The organism is Candidatus Nanoarchaeia archaeon, assembly GCA_035290625.1.
In the GTDB taxonomy this organism is placed as follows: domain Archaea; phylum Nanobdellota; class Nanobdellia; order Woesearchaeales; family DATDTY01; genus DATDTY01.
Window position 1 is genome coordinate 1 of sequence record DATDTY010000068.1, and the last position, 18312, is coordinate 18312.

Annotated in this window: 15 protein-coding genes; 9 read left to right on the top strand and 6 right to left on the bottom strand. The window is 44.6% G+C overall.

The window, feature by feature from the left end; genetic code table 11:
* Positions 1 to 45 precede the first annotated feature (45 nt).
* The 6 genes from VJB08_06170 (at position 46) to VJB08_06195 (ending at position 14009) form a co-directional block, all read left to right on the top strand.
* Positions 46 to 8379 (top strand): MG2 domain-containing protein, encoded by an 8334-nt coding sequence (locus tag VJB08_06170; protein HLD43538.1) that lies wholly within the window; start codon positions 46 to 48, stop codon positions 8377 to 8379.
* A gap of 81 nt (positions 8380 to 8460) precedes the next feature.
* Positions 8461 to 9051, top strand: coding sequence for a hypothetical protein (locus tag VJB08_06175; GenBank protein HLD43539.1), 591 nt, complete (start codon positions 8461 to 8463; stop codon positions 9049 to 9051).
* Between the two features lie 564 nt (positions 9052 to 9615).
* Positions 9616 to 11661 carry a sodium-translocating pyrophosphatase gene (locus VJB08_06180; protein HLD43540.1) on the top strand — a complete coding sequence of 682 codons (2046 nt, stop codon included), beginning with the start codon at positions 9616 to 9618 and terminating at the stop codon, positions 11659 to 11661.
* A 35-nt stretch (positions 11662 to 11696) separates the two neighbouring features.
* The gene (locus tag VJB08_06185; GenBank protein ID HLD43541.1) at positions 11697 to 12611 is read left to right on the top strand and encodes a hypothetical protein; all 915 of its coding nucleotides are present in this window, start codon (positions 11697 to 11699) and stop codon (positions 12609 to 12611) included.
* Positions 12612 to 12621: 10 nt separating this feature from the next.
* The gene (locus VJB08_06190; GenBank protein HLD43542.1) at positions 12622 to 13071 is read left to right on the top strand and encodes a hypothetical protein; all 450 of its coding nucleotides are present in this window, start codon (positions 12622 to 12624) and stop codon (positions 13069 to 13071) included.
* A gap of 476 nt (positions 13072 to 13547) precedes the next feature.
* On the top strand, positions 13548 to 14009 hold the full coding sequence (locus VJB08_06195; protein ID HLD43543.1) for a hypothetical protein: 462 nt from the start codon (positions 13548 to 13550) through the stop codon (positions 14007 to 14009).
* On the opposite strand, the gene VJB08_06200 is transcribed toward VJB08_06195, so the two are convergent.
* From VJB08_06200 to VJB08_06210, 3 genes are read right to left on the bottom strand one after another with little or no spacing between them, the layout of a single operon-like run.
* Positions 14002 to 14262: a hypothetical protein gene (locus tag VJB08_06200; GenBank protein ID HLD43544.1), complete on the bottom strand. Its 261-nt coding sequence runs from the start codon at positions 14260 to 14262 to the stop codon at positions 14002 to 14004. The genes VJB08_06195 and VJB08_06200 overlap by 8 nt on opposite strands.
* Positions 14259 to 14564: a hypothetical protein gene (locus tag VJB08_06205; protein HLD43545.1), complete on the bottom strand. Its 306-nt coding sequence runs from the start codon at positions 14562 to 14564 to the stop codon at positions 14259 to 14261. Before VJB08_06205 ends, VJB08_06200 begins: the two co-directional genes overlap by 4 nt.
* Positions 14561 to 14887 (bottom strand): hypothetical protein, encoded by a 327-nt coding sequence (locus VJB08_06210; protein HLD43546.1) that lies wholly within the window; start codon positions 14885 to 14887, stop codon positions 14561 to 14563. Before VJB08_06210 ends, VJB08_06205 begins: the two co-directional genes overlap by 4 nt.
* Before the next feature lie 310 nt (positions 14888 to 15197).
* On the opposite strand from VJB08_06210, the gene VJB08_06215 reads away from it, so the two are divergent.
* From VJB08_06215 to VJB08_06225, 3 genes are read left to right on the top strand one after another with little or no spacing between them, the layout of a single operon-like run.
* A complete protein-coding gene (locus tag VJB08_06215; GenBank protein HLD43547.1) occupies positions 15198 to 15809 on the top strand; it encodes a hypothetical protein in 612 nt (203 codons plus the stop codon).
* A 57-nt stretch (positions 15810 to 15866) separates the two neighbouring features.
* Positions 15867 to 16412: a hypothetical protein gene (locus VJB08_06220; protein HLD43548.1), complete on the top strand. Its 546-nt coding sequence runs from the start codon at positions 15867 to 15869 to the stop codon at positions 16410 to 16412.
* A 2-nt stretch (positions 16413 to 16414) separates the two neighbouring features.
* The gene (locus tag VJB08_06225; GenBank protein HLD43549.1) at positions 16415 to 16960 is read left to right on the top strand and encodes a hypothetical protein; all 546 of its coding nucleotides are present in this window, start codon (positions 16415 to 16417) and stop codon (positions 16958 to 16960) included.
* Between the two features lie 127 nt (positions 16961 to 17087).
* Here the strand turns inward: VJB08_06225 and VJB08_06230 are convergent, their stop codons facing one another.
* The 3 genes from VJB08_06230 to VJB08_06240 form a co-directional block, all read right to left on the bottom strand.
* Positions 17088 to 17369, bottom strand: coding sequence for a hypothetical protein (locus VJB08_06230; protein HLD43550.1), 282 nt, complete (start codon positions 17367 to 17369; stop codon positions 17088 to 17090).
* 142 nt (positions 17370 to 17511) lie between these two features.
* Complete coding sequence (locus VJB08_06235) at positions 17512 to 18075, bottom strand: HD domain-containing protein (protein ID HLD43551.1); 564 nt, start codon at positions 18073 to 18075, stop codon at positions 17512 to 17514.
* A complete protein-coding gene (locus tag VJB08_06240; protein ID HLD43552.1) occupies positions 18075 to 18284 on the bottom strand; it encodes a hypothetical protein in 210 nt (69 codons plus the stop codon). Before VJB08_06240 ends, VJB08_06235 begins: the two co-directional genes overlap by 1 nt.
* Between the last annotated feature and the right edge of the window lie 28 nt (positions 18285 to 18312).

Below are 18312 nucleotides of genomic sequence, written 5' to 3' on the forward strand. Positions count from 1 at the left end.
AAGATTGCCTCAACCGAGTACACGGTTGATTATGCGACCGGGAATGTGACCTTTAAGTCTTCCTATGCAGGAACAACGGTTCGGGCAGTGTACAGCTATGGAGGGAAGATACAGATTATAGGAGGGAAGGCGCTGTCGAACGTCTATGACTTCATGCAGGCGAACCAGTCGGATGTGTTTACGACTGCTACAGGATCCATTTATAACAGTTATGTGGATTTCATTTTAGGGAATGGGACGCCAAGTTCCAATGGAAGGTTTATTGATGATACTGAGGCCGATTGGAACTTAGGTGTATTCCTCAATACCAGCACAAACAGCTCAGGTAATGTTACTCTAAATCAATCTGGCGGAGAATATGATTCTGTCGGCAATTTCACAAGCCAAATATTCAACACGGGAAATAATGCTACTTGGATTAATCTAACCAGGGGGTCTCTTGAGCCTGCTGGAACAAATATTACATTTAGAGTTAGAAGTTGTAATGATGCTGACTGCGACGGCGAGGTTCTGAGTGATGAGTTGACGTATCCTTTTACGATAAATACAACAGTTGCTCCTAATAGTAGATATTTCCAGTATCAAGCAAGGTTCCAGACTAATGATACGGCTGCGACGCCGGTTTTGGAATGGGTTAATATTAGCTATTCCACTCTTGCAATATCGGGCGACAAGGGAGTTATTAACGAGTCAACAACTAAAACACTAGATTTCAAGAGTGGGTTTGGTTGGAGTACAACTTCAAGCGGAGGGATATCAAGGAATGTTGATTCAAATACATGGAACTTTGTTTGGAGAGGGCCAAGTAATGGAACCTTTAATAGGCAGTACAGCTATGATACTACGGTTAAAGATACGGGAGGCAATGCTGTGGTGAACACGACGGCGGAGCTCCTGGATATTTTTGGAATGTCGCTCTTTACTGATTTGACGAATTCCAGCGGATCAATACCTACACAAACATTCACGCTGTATACCTATGGGCCTCATACCGGAAGCACACCCACAAGCCAAGGTCCCTTCACATTGTATCTTAGAAAATATGGATATAAGTTTGTTGAGACGCAGAAAGTGTTTAGCGGGAAAACAAGCGAGGAGGTTTCCTTGGAGACTGATTCTTTCGTAACTGAGGGGGTTTCTGCTCCGGAGGCGTTAGCGGTTGCCGGAATAAAATATAACGAGCCAATAAAAGTTGCTTACGGAGAGGAGAGTAATACGAGTTTTGGAACTTCTGGGCAGTTAAGACATTTTCCGATAACAGATTCTGAGTATTTTGCATTATTCAGAAATGGGACCAAGATGTTCTTAGGAACAGATTTCTCTGCGTTTAGTTGCCTATCGGGAGGGATTACGTTTACGTCAGATGAGACCGGAAATAATATAACTGCAGTGTATAGTTACGGCGGAAATGCAACATTAGTAAATGGTTTATCTGATACGAGAACTATAGATGAATTATATGATTTCTTAAAAGCAAACCTGTTTAATGGGTTTAATACTTTGGACGGAACTGCTTATATATCAGACATAAATCTGGTTATAGGAAATGCGAGTGACACGGGTTCTTTGGCAAGCCCAACTGCCTCACTTACATATACATGCAGCCGTTCTTCTGTGTTTAGTTCTGTGGGGGGGTTCTTGGACTTGTTAGGAACAACGGTTGGGGGGGCCCTAAGTATGCGTTCCCAAACTGGGTATTCTTATTCTCCAGGAAAACAGGTTGTTGCCTATACAACTGTATTAGATGCTGACTCCAGATTAGTCAGCGCCACGGTTTCTGCCAAGATGTACTATCCTAACACGACATTATTAACAAGCGGGGTCGCGACAGCGGTAAGCACAGGCCGGTTCCTCTTCGCTTATAGCCTGCCTCTCACTGTGCCTGAAGGAACCTATACCGTTACATTCGATGCAAACTATCTATCTGGCGAAGTACATGACACAATAGCCTTCTTGGTCGAGAAATCTTTGGCACCGCTAAATATTCTTGCAACGGTTGGGTCAATATACTCTCCGGGCGACGAGGTAATAGTTTACCCAACAATAACAAATTCAAACGGAAATCTGGTAAATGCGACCGTCAATGTTTCTTTATATTATCCCAATGCTACGTTGTTAAATAAAAGTAGTGCAACAGAGCAGGCTCTTGGGAGGTATAGATATAATGTTACGCTTCCCTATTCAGCTCCTGTTGGCACCTACGAGGCCAGGCTAGACGCAAGCTATTCCAATGATGAATCCCACTATTCGTTGTCGTTTGTAGTAAGCTCTGTTCTGCAGGAGATCTTTACTCTTGTGAATAACACCAATACGACCCTAGACACAATTAACACGAAGATAGATATTATAAACATGACTGTGAATGATATTAAAAACACAGTAAATATTATCAATTCAACAGTCACGAGGATTGGGGTTAATGTTACAAGTATCCATGGAACACTTAATACTGTTAATAGTACGGTAAACAATATTGACTCAACGGTTGCGCTTATTAATTCGACGGCCAATATCATTAATTCTAATGTGACGTATATGGGCACGTTGCTTGAGAATATCAACAGTAGCGTCCATTTCATCAATAGCACTATTGTTTATATTAACAGCACGGTCACTAATATCAATACTACGACTACCAATAGCGGGAGCACGATAACACTAATCAATAGCACAATATATGACGTCTTTGATCTTGTTGCTGGAAAACTAAGTATAGACGTAGATACCGGAAGCAGATACGCCCCGGGAGATAATGTAAACATTGTAGTTACTGCCACGAATAGCAGTGGAGGCCTTATCAATGCTTCAGTTGATGTTGAGGTGTTCTATCCAAATGCAACGAGACTAAATAATGGAAGCGCACAGCTTGGGGCCGCAGGCAGGCTTAATTACAGTTTCCCATTGGATGCCTCTACGCCATTAGGGACGTACAGGGCAAATGTTGACGCGAATTACTCAGCGAATGAGATTCATAAGAACGTTGTGTTCCTTGTAGCGACCGCAACTGCGGCTGTTGGCGGCGCTGGTGGGCTGCCCTTAAATATATACAACGATGTCGGAAAATCATATGCGCCGGGAGACACTGTGTATATATCTTCAAATGTAGTAAACTCATCGGGGAGCCGTGTTAATGCGACAGTTAATATTACTGTTTACTACCCATCTGGATCTGAATTTGACAGCGGAGGGTCAACAGAACAATCGCTTGGCAGGTATGAGTATAGTTTCGAAGCGCCAGCAACAGAAGGTACGTATAGTATAGATATTGATGCAAATTATTCTGGCAATGAGATACACGACACCCTGGCGTTTGTTATCACGACGGGCACGGGCGGAAGCAACGCCACCTTCCCTCCTCAAGTTATTGTAGACGCCCCAAGCACCATTAACATAGACACGAAGTTTGATATCATAGCCCTTACAAAGTCATCAAGTGGGCTATTAATCGATTGCACAGACGGAGCAAATATAACCATCCGGAACACGCTAAATAGTACAAATGTGATTAGTAACGAGCCAATGAGCAAGTTCTCAACCGGATTGTATAATTACACTTGGTCTACTGGAACGCAAGCGACTTACTTAGCAACCGTAACGTGCAGCAAGATTTCAGCAATAGCTTATACTGGAGCAAAGGAATTCTCTACGCAAAATGTTGCTGGCGCAACTGGCGGCGGGGGGGCTGCTGGCGGGCTTCCATTGAATATGTTTTCAGGTGTTGGCTCCTTTTACTCACCAGGGGATAATGTGTTAGTGGTTTCTACGACAACTGATAATAATGGGTCCTTGATTGGCGCGATGTTAAATGTGTCCTTGTATTACCCAAATGCCACATTATTAAATCATAGCCTTGCCGTTGGGCAAACAATCGGAAGATTCAGATATAACTTTGCGCTTCCGCTCTCTGCTCCGATTGGGTCGTATGAGGTAAGGATAGATGCCAATTATTCTGGCAATGAAGCACACGATTCTTTGGCTTTTGTCATAAGTTCTGTACTTCTGGAAATATTTAACGTTGTGAATAATACAAATACTACAGTGAACACTATCAGCCAGACGGTTGATGTTATAAATACTTCTGTGAGTAATATTGATGCCACCGTGAATGTTATCAATTCGACTGTAAATAGGATTGACGCAAATATTACGAGCGTTCATGGAACTCTAAATACAATAAACAGCACAGTGAATTTGATTAGCAGCACAGTAATGGATATTAATTCCACTGTCATTGATATTAACAGCACAACGAATACTATTAATTCAGTTGTGACGAGAGTTGATGCGAATGTCACGAGCATACAAGGGACCGTGAACAGCATCCAGTCAAATATAACATTCATTAGCACGTTGGTTGAGAATATCAACAGCAGCGTATATTTCATTAACAGCACTATTGTTTATATTAACAGCACCGTCACTAATATCAATACTACGACCACCAATAGCGGGAGCACGATAACCCTGATCAATAGCACAGTATATGACGTCTTTGATCTTACTGCTGGAAGGATAAGTATAGATGTTGCTACCGGAAGCAGTTATGCTCCTGGGGACAATGTGAATGTTGTGATAACTGCTATCAATAGCAGCGGCGCCCTTATCAATGCTTCAGTTGATGTTGAGGTGTTCTATCCAAATTCAACAAGATTAAATAATGGAAGCGCCCAGCTTGGGACCGCCGGCAGGTTTAATTACAGTTTCCCATTGGATGCCTCTGCGCCGTTAGGGACATATAGAGTTAATGTTGACGCGAATTATTCGAGCAATAGTGTTCATAAGAACGTTGTTTTCGAGGCTGTTTGGGTTGAAAATCCGGAAGTTGTTGTTGATGCTCCTGCCGTCATCAATACCGGGGTTCCGTTTGATCTAATAGCTATGATAAGGTCGGCGGGCGGCTCTCTTGTTGACTGCAGTGATGGAGCCAACATAACTGTAAGGAACACGTTGAATAAGACGGACGTGATCATAAATGAGTCAATGACTAACTTTGGCCTTGGGCTTTATAATTATACGTGGTCTACTGGGGCACAATCCACTTATCTGGCGATCGTAACCTGCAACAAGATTTTAAGTAAGGAGTATGTAGGGGTAAAAGAATTCTCCACCCAGAATGTCGCTGCTTCGGGCGTTGGCGGAGGGGGTGGTTCCACTGGAGCCCTGCCTCTGAATATGTTTTCTGATGTAGGAGGATTCTACTCGCCAGGGGATGATGTGGTTGTTGTTTCAACGGTAATGGATAACAACGGATCTTTGGTTGGCGCAATGGTAAACATTACGCTGTATTATCCAAATACCACGCTGCTGAACCACAGCCTGGCTATGCCGCAGGCTGTTGGGAGATTCAAATATAACTTTACGCTTCCGCTCTCTGCGCCAATCGGAACCTATGAGGCCAGAATCGACGCGAATTACACAAATGACCAGATTCACGACAGTCTCACTTTTGTGGTAAGCTCAGCTATAGAAGCAATCAAGATGAATGTGACGCAAATGATAAATCAGATTGATGGTGTGATTGTCCCGTCCTTAAAAGAGATCAACCTTACCACCCAGGATAGTTATGATTACTTGCTGAACAATATATTCCCCCTGGTTAACTTAACAAACACAACGTCGTTGGATATTAAGAATGAAACTGCCTCACTTCTGCTTAAGTGGGGCACCTATAATGCTGAACAATTATACAATATCTCGAATGTTACGTATAACAATTCACAAAGAATATTAAGTTATATCGGAACCCCTTCTGATGATGAATCTGCTAACACGCTGTTCGGTGAATTTGCTTATACCAAGAATAGGATTAGCGATATCGATGCAAACGTATCAGAGATCAAAAGAATCGCAGCAGAGGTTAATGTTACCTCAATTATAATCAATTCAACTATTTCAACCGTGCTATTGGAAGTTGATGATTTAGAGGAGCTTCATCAGTGCGCCATAACCCCAAATTCAACCCTATGTACGCTGCTTAATGATATAAAATTAAACACTCAAAATATTTATAGTGCGGCCCTGGCTATCAATACCACTACGTCTGCCTTGGGCCTGTTTACAATATCTTCACTGGTTGCCGGCAGCCCGAGATACGCTAATGAGAATGTGTTGGTAGAGGCGAGCTTTACAACACAGAACGGCTCGTTTGTTGCTCCAGATTCGGTCGTTCTCACCATTTTTGACAGTAATAATAATAAATGGGCTAATGCTACACTAACAGATTTTACTGAGTCCTCTTTGCATGTTTGGAAGTACTCTAAATCTTTAGGGGCAAACCCAACAACGGGGATGTATACTGTTCACTTGTTGGGTAGTTACGGTGGAGTTAATGCTTCGAAAACCACGCAGTTCAGAGTAGCGACTGGGGGCCCGTACATGGTGTTCTTGGATTGCCCGCTCACTGCTACTGTGGGTCAGGACCTGAATTGCAATGTGAGGATACAGGATGAGGGAGAAGCAGCAACAGAAAGCACCTGTGATGTTTGGGTGGATAGCGATGGCGATACTGAACTTGACGCAGGAGAACCGCAAACGCAGTTTAGTAAGAAAACCACTCCATTGCAAAATGTCACACAATCTGTTTCAATAAATGTTCCAAGCACGTATGCAAACGGGCTCTCTATCGCACGTGTCAGTTGCAGCTATGCGAATTCAGCTCAGCCTGATTCAACTGCATCAGACAGTGTAACCTTTGAAGCTGGCGCAGAGGAAGCGCCAACCACAACGGGGGAGGCCGGTGGCGGAGGCGGCGGTGGAGGCGGAGGCGCGGCACCAAGCGCTCCGGCTGCTCCGGCACCTGCGGTCTCACCAACCGTGGACTTCCAAGAAGTCCTTGATGTCCAGTATTATCTACAAGAAGGAAGCGTAATCACTTTCAGTCTTGATGGTGTAAACGTTCATACGATAACTCTTACCAAGGTTGGAGAAGACTTTGTAATTTTGATGATAGAGACGACCCCCATAGAAGTCATAGCCAGAATTGGAGAGCCCCAGAAGATTGATTTGGAAAATGATGGTGTGTATGACCTCCTGATAAGATTGAACGATATCATCGATGGTATAGCAGACATTAGCATTGAAAGAATAAAAGAAACGGTTCCTGGGGCTATATTATTTGACGTTAAGGTTAAAATCCTGCCTCGATATATGGAAACGCCTTCTGGAAGTTCAGTGGCGGCAGAGGTGAGCTTGTACCATGTTGGGGGGCAAGGCGTAAAAGATACAGAGGTTGAGTATATGATCAAAAACGCAAAGGGGGAGGCTGTTGTGTCTGAGCATGAAATTGTTGGAATTGAGAATAAACTTGTGCTTCTCAAGGAGATCTCGATTCCGAAAGAGGTTGAGCCTGGTGAATATGTGTTTTTTGTCGAGATGAAGTATAACCAAAAGACAGCAAGCGGCGCGGCGAGGTTCAATATAGTTGGGAAAGGGGTTGAGGAGAGGCTTGCGCCAAGCAGGGGGCCCTCTAGTCTGCTGATTGTATCAACGCTGTTGCTCATCATGGGCGGGCTTGCTTCCTTGGCTCTGCAACTCAAAAAGGGAAGTATTAAAAAGAAGTATATGCAGATTATACGCATGAAAGCCTCGATCGTTTCCATAGCAATCTTGGCGGCGGTTGTGCTCGCCTCGTTATTGCTGAATGCGTCGGTTTGGGGGATGGTAAAAGGGGTATTAGATTCCAAGGAGGTTTACATTACTTGGGTGTTGTTGGTTGGCACCATAATCCTTTTCAGTTATCTGCTTTATGAGATCAAAAAGAGAAACTCTTCTCGAAATGGTAGGAGGAAACACGGGCTGCCAAATAAACGGAAGGGCGGCGAAAGGGCGAAACGAAGAGAGCACGAGTTCAGCGAGATGAGGGTTGCGCCGCCTGCTGAAAAAATACAGGAGATTGCAAAACCAGACAGAGAAGAACGCACACAGGAGAAGAGGGAAGAGAAAGAAGAGATATCCGCTGTTCCTCCAGTCAAGAGTTCTGAGACTATAATCACTAAGCATTCAGATTACGTAGTAAAAAGGGAAGATAGCCTGATTACCAAGCATTCAGACTATATAGTAAAAAAAGAACCGGCAGTGAGTGGGGAATTCAAAGTAATCCCTGCAGAGAACGCGTCGGCGCAGGGCAGGACCCAAATAGAAGAAAAGGATCCAGCAAAAGAACTTTCAAAATTGCTCGAGGAAGATGGCATTCGCCTTGAAAAAAAAGAGGGTAAACACCCCCTTGAGTTAACGCCGATGCAGATTGCAAATGAGAAATGGAGGTTGTTAAAAGAATTAAGGCGGCTAAAGGAAGCTTACAAACAGGGAGTTATTCCAAATGAGGGGTATGAAGAGACAAAGAATGTGTTGATTAAAAGGATACAAGATCTGAAAAGGTGAGCTAGAGGCATAGCCCCGCCAAAAGCCCATATTGCGCAAACATCAATCGCGTGACAAAAAGGAGGGGAGCTTACAAGAGAGATGAAAAGGCTATTTTTTATGATTCTGTCACTTGTGGTGATTGGGATATTAACTGGAGGCAGTACTAATGAGTCTGTTGATGTTACGGCTGAGAAAATTTCACAATATGGGGGGGTGACGGAAAATACAAGTATGAGAAACGCGTCTGGGGTTGCTGCTGAAGAGAACAATGATATTTCTTGGCAAAAAGAAGATTCTTGGCCGTCTTCAGAAAAAAACACAGAGCCTGAGGTTAAGAGGTATAAACAGAAAATAACAAATAATGAGCCCTTGATTCTGGAAGGAGATGTTGTGTTTGTTATAAACAACACACATTACATCCAAAGGAACGATATTGTTGTCCGCGATAACGCCACTCTTTTGATTACAAATTCTTTATTTGAACATAGGAATGCGCCGGGTCGTTGGAGTAGTCTGGAAGCCTTCAACACTTCGCGCGTAAGTATTCAGGATAGTGAGATTCGATCGAGCAACGAGATTGACTGGAATTTTCGAAGCAATAGCTTTTATATTTTGAAGGATGTGGAGGAAGAACTGTCCTTCATCAGAGTGCATTTTGTGCTGACTCCCCCAAAAGTTGTTGAAAAATGATACTGTCGTCCTTGATGCGATCGTTAATGTTCCCATTCTCTCGTTCAATGGGATTGTTGTTGTGTTTTAATCCTGCTGATTTAATAGGAACTCCATGCGTTTTCTTTGCAACCCTTCTGACAAGTTTAGATCGTGCTGGTTTGTAATTCTCAAATCCTTCACTCGCAAACTTGATGGGCCTTCGTTTTTTCTTAACTTTGTCTTTCTCTGGCAGTTGTGTACAATGTACTGAGATTTGCAATATTTATACCTGAGCCATAACATCGCCTCAGAAGAAGCACAGAACGCTTAAGGATAGGGTATCATTCATTGATTGGCGGCGTCGTGTTTCCGAGATTTTCGAATAAATATTTTCCCAGCGTCGGTTTTCCGGTGGAAACTGAGGTCAAGGCCAAAATCAAATATTCTTCTTGGATTTACAATGTAGCTACAATGGAAATAGCGGTGGAATTGTTAGAAAAACTCCGCGTTTCCGCAATCTTTAAAAATCAGCTAATGTTTCTACTGGACAGTATATAAATAGACGTTGTATAGACATTGTACATAGACCTTGGGGGTGCCGCAATGGTATTGGATTTTGTGTTTATCGTAGGGATGTTATCAATAGCTGTTGGGGCGTACTTCTTCATGTATGTTGCCAGGCAGGCAACAGGCACAAAAGAGATGAGAGCGATCTCAGACTCTATCAAGGAAGGAGCGATTGCATTCATCAAAAGGCAGTATGGAACGATTGCGCTGTTCTCTGTGATTATGGCCCTATTGATTGGAGGATTGTATTTCTATAAGGGTGATCCGGGGCTGGCATTGAGGACAAGCATTGCAATCATCTTGGGGGCTGCAAGTTCTGCGATTGCAGGAATAATTGGGATGTATGTTGCAGTGATAACCAATATAAGGACTGCTGCTGCTGTGAAGAAATCACTTCCATTCGGATTAAAGGTTGCTTTACGAGGGGGGGCGGTGTCAGGCATACTGGTCATTTCATTGAGCCTGATGGGAGTTGCAGGATTGTACTGGCTGTTTGGAGCAGATCCGCTGAAGACTCCTTTCCTTATTGTTGGATATGGGTTTGGGGCAAGCTTTGTGGCATTATTTGCGCAGCTCGGAGGGGGGATCTATACAAAGGCTGCTGATGTAGGAGCAGATCTGGTCGGAAAGGTTGAGGCAGGCATACCAGAGGATGACCCAAGGAATCCTGCTGTTATTGCTGATTTGGTAGGGGATAATGTCGGAGACTGCGCAGGAAGGGGAGCTGATTTGTTCGAGAGCACTGCTGCTGAGAACATTGGAGCTATGATCCTGGGAGTTGCATTGTTTCCAGTTTTTGGGGCAAATGGAGTCTTATTTCCATTAGTGGTGATTGCAGCAGGGATGATTGCGAGCATTATCGGGATATTCTCTGTGAAAGCTAGGGAAGGGGAAGATCCAATGAGGGCATTGAACCGGGGGTTTTATGTATCTGCTTTTCTCGCATTGATCGGGATAGCAATAAGCGTGTATTGGCTGCTGAATGCCAATGTATGGTTCTTCTATGCAGGAATGGTTGGGATTGTGATGAGTGTTTTGTTCCTGCTTATCACTGAATATTACACGAGCCATGGATTCAGGCCTGTCAAGGAGATCGCAAAGGCGTCGCAGACAGGGCCAGCAACCAACATCATTTCAGGCATAGCAGTTGGGCTTGAGAACGTGTTTGCTCCTGTGATTGTGATATCCTTTGCATTGTATCTGTCGTATCAGTTTGGAGTCTGGTCAGGAGTTCCTCATGGAGGATTGTTTGGAACTGCTGTCGCAACTGTAGGCATGCTGTCAACTGTGGTATATGTCTTAGCAATGGACACCTTTGGCCCTATAACCGATAATGCAGGGGGGATTATTGAGATGTCCAATGCTCCTGAAGAGATAAGAAAGAGGACTGATAGCCTGGATGCTGTAGGCAATACAACAAAGGCATTGACAAAGGGGTATGCCATAGGCTCTGCTGCATTGGCTGCTTTCCTGCTGTTTTCAGCATATCTTGAAGAGGTTGCTGCATTGACAGGAAAGGCGTTTGATGTTGTGAATTTGGCAAGCGTTCCTGTGTTTATCGGAGGGCTTTTAGGAGCTATGCTTGTCTTCCTGTTCAGCTCATTGGCAATACGGGCTGTTGGAAAGACTGCCCAGTATATCATTGAAGAAGTCAGAAGGCAATTCAGGAATGATACGGGCATTATGAAAGGGACATCTAAGCCTGATTATGCTGCCTGTGTTGATATCACTACAAGAGGGGCGCTTAGGAATATGATCCTGCCTGGCCTGCTTGTTGTGGGTTTTCCGATACTTGTCGGGTTTATCCTGAAGGCAGAGGCGCTGGCTGCCTTCCTGATGGTAGGAACGATAGCAGGCATCCTCATGGCATTGTTTATGAATAATGGAGGAGGAGCCTGGGATAATGCAAAGAAGTTCATTGAGAAAGGCAACTATGGCGGGAAAGGATCAGATACCCATAAGGCTGCAGTTGTCGGAGACACTGTAGGGGATCCATTTAAGGATACTGCTGGGCCTTCAATCCATGTTTTGGTGAAGCTGCTGGCTACGATAACGCTTGTCTTGGCGCCGCTGTTTATTTAGTATAGTAAGAGGATTTGGCATAGGAAGAGGTTAAGATGGTCATTGCTCCAGCTGAACCAGAGGTTGAAACCATAATTGTTAATGATACTACTACTATTGAGTGGTTTCCTTGTACCAAAGAGAAGCCTTCTTATACTAAGCCAATGATGATGAATCCTACAGGCCTTCTGCTTGAGTATTCCAGGAATAAAAGAGGAACCCCCCTTATTGCCCGGTCCCCTAAGGCAGGGGGGCATGGGGATGTCTTCTATGATTGCCATGCGATTACATGGTCAAGGATCGGGGGAGACAGCGATGCGTTTTTCAGGAGCGCTCTGCTTGATGAAGCCATGATTTTTTCTGAGGGTGCAGGAAACATCTTTCATTTTAGGGGGAAGGGATATGCACTGGCCCCTCCTTTAGATTCCTTTCCCCTGCACTGCGAGCTTTCTCAGGAAGAATACAAGGAGGCAGTGGACAGGATTTCAAGCTCTCACCTCGATAAGGCTGTGATGGAAGTGAGGCAGATTATCCTTGAGAGAGATATGCGATGCAAAGAAAAGAAAATTCCTGCATTTTACCTGCATCCCATGACGAGCCTTGACCCTTATTTTTTTGAAGTAAAGGATGGCACGGCAGATCTGGTTACGAGGGAGGCTGACGGCAGGTACTACATGTTCAGGTACCAGAATGGGCTGTACCATATCTCTCAAATCCCTGGACAGGATCCGATCCCTGCTTGGGAAATGACGGTCATTGGAGATGCTCAGGGACGGATTGCTGAAGACTCGTCATTAGAAGTGCTTGTGACTGAAGGAAATACTTCCAAAAAGTATGAAAGAAAGCGGTTTGGCATTGCATGGAGCTATTCTCCCAAAGGAGAGGAGGAGAAAGCAAAGGAGATCATTGCCAAGGCATTAGAATCAGTAAAGAAAGTGAGGAGCCATCTCAAGGTATGGGAGGCCTTGTAGGTACACCAAAATGAAAATGTCTTATATAAGGCAGGCAGTGGCGCAGAGAGTTAATGAGCGGCTCCAGGATATGGGATATGCAGGATATGGCGGCTTGGTTCGGTTTCGTGCTGATTTTGGAGAAGACTTAGGAATGGTCTATACCACAATCCAAATTTATATTGGCAGGGTAAGGAATGCAAAGCCCTATCCTGCTATGAGGCGAGGCAATCAAGCGAGAGGCGATGAGGATCCTTTTGCAGCAACTGAACTGGAGAGCCTGTCAAAGCTCCTTTACGCTTTAAGGATTGACGGAGAAGAGCCTTTAATCCGGGCATTGAAATCAATATATCAGCATTTCCCCTATCCTCCAGAAAGCCAAGCTGGGCAAACGATAGACGAAAGACTATCCCGGCTGGCTCCGGAAGACCGGCAGGCTCTGGAGGGATTGGTTGCAAGGTATGGAAAGATCCACTCGTGACCTATGTGCTAATTGCTTTTTTTATTATTCTTTTTTGCAGAAATCGTAATGTCTTTCAATGGCTATCTCTTTTTCGTATCTCTCTTTCGTTGATTTTGTTATCATTGGATTTCTTATGATTTTCTTATTAGTTTATTATTATTTTTTAATGTTGTTTAACCTTTTTAAGTCTCTGGCGCCTTATTGCTCAATGATGCTTTCTATTTCTTTTGATCATTCGGTTTTAATTATTTTTTAATTGATGGAGTGTGATTATGGAGGTTGGTGCGAAATCCTCGCAATGCTCGGGTTGCCATCGAGTTCGCACATGGCATATATGTCTGTGATAATCGACATTCGTCCCGGATGGAGCATCCCCTCGAAGTCGATGCTTATTCATTAGCGATGTTGCTCACAAAATGATGGCAACCTTCAATTTCGCACCAACCTCGTGATTATGAATACTATTATAAATGAGATTCGATTAGAAAACAATGATGAAATACATTCTTTTACTGGGCCTCCTGTTTTTGGCAGCCTGCTCCTCATCAATCGACCCGTCATTGAAATTCCAGCTCCTGGAGGCTGCGGATTCCCTGCCAGACGCCCAGATCCTTCAAATCCTTGTCGCTGAGCAGAGCAGGTTTGAGGAATGCAGCACAGCCATCCATGCGGCATACCAGAGCAGAGGGAAGGAGCTAAGCAGGGAGCTGTGCGGAGGAGTTATCAGAAAGGAGATAGTGGAGGAAGACAAAGATACGTATCGGGTCGAGTTCCATGTCGATTACCCTTCCTGCAGTGAGAGTGTGATTCCCATGGCAGCGCTTATGGATCTGGAAACTGAGGATGTCCAGGTGGTGTGGGCAGCAGGGCAGCGGCCTGATCCTGAGTATGTGCAAAGAGTCCAAGAACGGCTGCAGATAAGCGATTGCGAGAAGTTTGCTGAGCAGATTACGTGAGAAAATCCTGCTCTCTCTGCAGGTATTCTTCCTTCGAGATGCTTCCCGTGATATACTGGACCTGGAGCTTTTTAAGAGGGTCGTCTAATGCTGCGGGGTTTATCACGATGGCTGTTGGAGGCTCTGCCACTTCCTCAATGTTTATCTTGTCCACATAGGCTTTGCCCCAGTTCATTGTGACTGCCCCAATGCCGAGCGCGAAGACTAGCAGGAGGAAGGTGGCAACCAATGGGGTGAGGCCTTTCTTGTTCATTTTCTAAGCTTCGACAGATACTCCTTCTGGAGGAGCAGGAGATAGATGAAAAGAGTGATGATGACCATCTCAAGCAGGGGAAAGACTACTGCAGGAACATCAATAATCTTTGCAATATCGAGCACAGTGATGATTTCTTCAAATATGAATATGACGATGGTTGCAAAGAGGTATTTCCAGGGAAGGAGGTAGGTGTTTTTTGCAGAACGGAACATATACCCGAACAGGATCAGGACAATAATAACAAGGCCAAGATTATAGTAAGGGGCTGTAAGGCCGAGGGCGTCTGCAAAGCTGGTCATTTCTTCCTCTTTTTGCCGCGTTTTCCGGCCTGCATTTCGTAGGTGTTAAGGACAATCTGGAACACCAGGGCTGCAATGACAAAGCCAAGCATAAAGGTAGGGTTGATGTGTGTAAGATAAGGAGAGCTGTAGACGCGAAACGCGCGAAACGCTCCAAGAACCTGCTGGAGCGCGAAAAGCACCAAAGCTACGATGAGGAATTTCCATGGCCTGAGGAACCGCTGATTGCGCGAGGCCTGAAACAAGGAGACTGCGATCATGCCGGCAACAACAGAAAGCAGGAGATTTGCAATTTTCAGGACGCCTTCAAGCTGCTCAACCATTACACACCTCTTTTTGCCATGGCTTTTGGCGGGAGAGTATAAAAAGGTTGCGATGAGGTGATGTAAACTTGTTAACTTCTCGCTCTGGCTTTTTGCAGGGGCTTATCAGGGATGCCGCCGAGTTCGCTTCCAGTTTCCTTTGTTCATATCGACATTCCCCGGGTTGGACGACCCCCTTGTCGATGCGCTTCTTTTTTGCTGCAAAGCTCACAAAAAGGCGGCACCCTTCCCCCTGCAAAAAGCCTTGAGGCACTTGGAAACTTTACCTGATGCAAAAGATTTAAATAGCGGATTTCCCAAAAGAAGAAGCATGCTGAAGCATAAGTATGAGGGAAAAGATCAGGTTGTTGTTGCCAATTGGAGGCTGAAATACAAGGATTACCACCATCTGAAGAATCTCTACACCACAATGCACGAATGGCTTGTCGAGGAAGGATGGGCTTCAAGAAGCGACCCGGATTTTCCTGAGGATTACTTTGTGATGCGCGAAAAGCCCCATGAAGGGGGGAATGAGGTGTGGTGGACTGTCAAGAAGACTCCGGTTGACAAGGGAGGGCAAAACTCCTATTACCAGTGGGTCATGGATATCAATGTTCATGTCATCCTGCTGAAGGATGTAGAGGTTATCCACGAAGGCCAGAAGTTTAAGACCAACTGGGGAGAGCCTGAGATCAAGGCTGAGGCAAGGCTTATCATGGACAAGGATGATGTATGGAAGAAGCATCCTTTGCTTAAATATTTCAATACGATCGTGCATAAGAGGATTTTGCTGGAGAAGTTTCAAGCGCAGGAGCTTGAGCTCTATAGGGAGTGCTATCGGTTCCAGGAGGCAATCAAGACCTGGCTTCAGATGAAAACATGGCTGCCTGAGCCTGAGCTTGGCAAGTTCTGGCCAGAGAAAGGCCTTGGAAGCGTGCAGTAGTACAGTTGAGGAATATCCGGCGATAGTTTTATAAACGCTCTGGGCTCTGAAGCGATCATGGGTCCGCTTACAAAAGTTCCAGCTCCTACCTTGGTCATTAAGTATGAAGGGATATTTGATTTCGAAGGGCTGTACAAGACACTCGTAAGCTGGTTTATAGACCAGGGATACCGGTTTGAGGAGCTGAGCCTCAAGCATAAGGTGCCAAGCCTGGCTGGAACTGAACTGGAGTATATCTGGTTCGCATGGAGGAGGCATAATGAGTATACAAAATTCTGCGTTGACATGATATTCAAGCTCTATGATGCAAAAGACCTTGATGTTATCAAGGATGGAAAGAAAAAGCGGCTTACAAAGGCGAGAATCCTGTGCGAGTTTCACGGGTATCTTGAGCTGGACTATTCCAAGCGGTTTGGAGGAAACAAATTTCTGCAGGGCTTGAATAAGTTTCTGCAGTACCAGATCCTCATGAAGCCGATGGAAGGGGTCATCGGAAGCATGTGGTGGGATGAACTGTACTACAGGACATTGAAGCTTCATGCTGTGATAAAGGAGTACCTTGCTCTGGAAGCAAAAGGGAATGCCTATTTTGATATGTGGTGAAGATGGTAGAAAGAGAGACAGTCATTGACAAGCTTCGCTTGACGTATGAAGGGTTGTTTGTTGCTACAGACCTCTATCAGATGATTGATAACTGGTTCAGGCAGAAGGCGTATGATAAGAGGGAGAATAAGAATATCGAGAAGGTCACCCCTGATGGAAAATACATAGAAATCGAGCTTGAGCCCTGGAAGAAGATTACAGACTACGCCAGGATCGTGATTAAGATCCGGCTTATCATGAATGATGTCAAGGAGATAGAGATGGAGAAGGACGGGCTCAAGGTGAGGATGAACCAGGGCAAGGTGCATGTCGTCATGGATTCATATCTTGAGACTGATTATGAGAACCGCTGGGAGGGGTCTCCTGTCTTTTATTTCATACGGGTTATTTTTGACAAGTTTATTTTTAAGCCGCTGACTGGAGGATGGAAGAGCGAGGTTGTGCATGACACCAACCACCTGTACGGCCAGATCAGGTCGTTCCTGAACCTGTATAAGTTCTCTACTGAAACCTTCACAGCTCCGCGGCCGCAGTATAATGCGCCGTAATGTTTTTAAATGAGGTTCCTTTCTTTGGGAATAACGTTTGAGCGCCTCCGTAGCATAGTAGCTATTGCATCTGACTTGTATATACTAAAGGAATCAGAAGGTCGCGAGTGCAATTCTCGCCGGAGGCTTAATTATGCACCTTTTTGTTGTCCCTATGCTCTTTAAAGTCCCTTGCAAGGGAATTAAAGCTTCTTTGCATGTTTCTGATGTCGTGTTTATTGCCAGTTGAAGTTCTGAGCAGGGCTCCTGTTAATCCTATATTGAATATCACCAGCGACAAGATTATGTCCTCAATTGCCCATGAGCCTCCTGCCAATGCTCTTAGTATCTGATATGCAATGTAAATCCCTAATAGGGCCAATACAATATACAAAGATAATTCCAGCCTATCTCGTTTATTTTTGTGCATGCTTATCCGCCTAACCTTTTTATCAAGAGTATTGTTAAAAGGATTATTAAGAGAATTATTACAAAATAAAGAAATTTAATCTGGCCTTTTTTCATCTTATTGAGGAAAAGAGCGGGCTATTTAACTGTTGTGGTGGAGAAGATTAGCCCCAATAGCTCTCTGATTTAGCCAACAAGTCCTTTAAGAATCTCTTTCCGGTCTCTGTCTTGAATTTTGGGAGGTTCCTTCCTTTGAAATACTCAAGATACTTGAGGCTGTTCTCCTTATCAAAATTTGGAGGTATGTGTTCCCAGTCTATCTTAGCGAGGCCGTCTGCCTCAAGGACCAATTGTGCGTTATGGCTGTCCAGCCTGTCTTTTTTATAATGATGGCCGATTAGAGTTGTGATCTCTTTTACTTCTGCTTCAGGGTATCCGAGCTTTTCCAGTATTGGCTTCGCAAGTTTTGCTCCGATTTCATCGTGGGATTGCTTGCTTTTCATGAGATCATCAAAGGTGTAGCCTTTTTTGAGCTTTGGATAGCCGATGTCATGGAGGTACATGGTTGAGACAAGAATGCGTTCGTCTCCGCCTTCAGCATCGATAAGCTCTCTCATCCAGTGAACGGTTAGAAGGGTGTGGGGGATATCCCAATCAGGTTTTCCGTCCTTGAGGTAGGCTACTGCTTCAGATTTCAGCTTTTCTTCTGTTTCTGCATCTAATCTCATTATTTCGGAGGTGATTCGCTAACAATAATTCTTAACTTTGGTTCAACTTTCGGATCAAGCCGCAAGTTCCTAAGCTCATAGCTCTTTATGCCCATCTTCTCTGCGTATACCTTTGCAGCCTGCTCTGACCTGAAGGTCTTGGGCCTCTTCTTTTTCGAGCCCTTGTGAGTCCCCCGGAGCCTGCAGCGCTTCATAAGACCACTTGCCATGCTAAACGGGGCTTCTCTGGCTCTTTTA

What these genes read in the sequence shown, in the direction of transcription:
- VJB08_06175 (HLD43539.1), top strand. Translation starts at nt 8,461, where the DNA reads ATGAAAAGGCTATTTTTTATGATTCTGTCACTTGTGGTGATTGGGATA.
- VJB08_06235 (HLD43551.1), bottom strand. Translation starts at nt 18,075, where the DNA reads ATGAGATTAGATGCAGAAACAGAAGAAAAGCTGAAATCTGAAGCAGTA.
- VJB08_06240 (HLD43552.1), bottom strand. Translation starts at nt 18,284, where the DNA reads ATGGCAAGTGGTCTTATGAAGCGCTGCAGGCTCCGGGGGACTCACAAG.
- VJB08_06205 (HLD43545.1), bottom strand. Translation starts at nt 14,564, where the DNA reads ATGACCAGCTTTGCAGACGCCCTCGGCCTTACAGCCCCTTACTATAAT.
- VJB08_06225 (HLD43549.1), top strand. Translation starts at nt 16,415, where the DNA reads ATGGTAGAAAGAGAGACAGTCATTGACAAGCTTCGCTTGACGTATGAA.
- VJB08_06185 (HLD43541.1), top strand. Translation starts at nt 11,697, where the DNA reads ATGGTCATTGCTCCAGCTGAACCAGAGGTTGAAACCATAATTGTTAAT.
- VJB08_06190 (HLD43542.1), top strand. Translation starts at nt 12,622, where the DNA reads ATGAAAATGTCTTATATAAGGCAGGCAGTGGCGCAGAGAGTTAATGAG.
- VJB08_06210 (HLD43546.1), bottom strand. Translation starts at nt 14,887, where the DNA reads ATGGTTGAGCAGCTTGAAGGCGTCCTGAAAATTGCAAATCTCCTGCTT.
- VJB08_06180 (HLD43540.1), top strand. Translation starts at nt 9,616, where the DNA reads ATGGTATTGGATTTTGTGTTTATCGTAGGGATGTTATCAATAGCTGTT.
- VJB08_06200 (HLD43544.1), bottom strand. Translation starts at nt 14,262, where the DNA reads ATGAACAAGAAAGGCCTCACCCCATTGGTTGCCACCTTCCTCCTGCTA.
- VJB08_06195 (HLD43543.1), top strand. Translation starts at nt 13,548, where the DNA reads ATGAAATACATTCTTTTACTGGGCCTCCTGTTTTTGGCAGCCTGCTCC.
- VJB08_06230 (HLD43550.1), bottom strand. Translation starts at nt 17,369, where the DNA reads ATGCACAAAAATAAACGAGATAGGCTGGAATTATCTTTGTATATTGTA.
- VJB08_06220 (HLD43548.1), top strand. Translation starts at nt 15,867, where the DNA reads ATGGGTCCGCTTACAAAAGTTCCAGCTCCTACCTTGGTCATTAAGTAT.
- VJB08_06215 (HLD43547.1), top strand. Translation starts at nt 15,198, where the DNA reads ATGCTGAAGCATAAGTATGAGGGAAAAGATCAGGTTGTTGTTGCCAAT.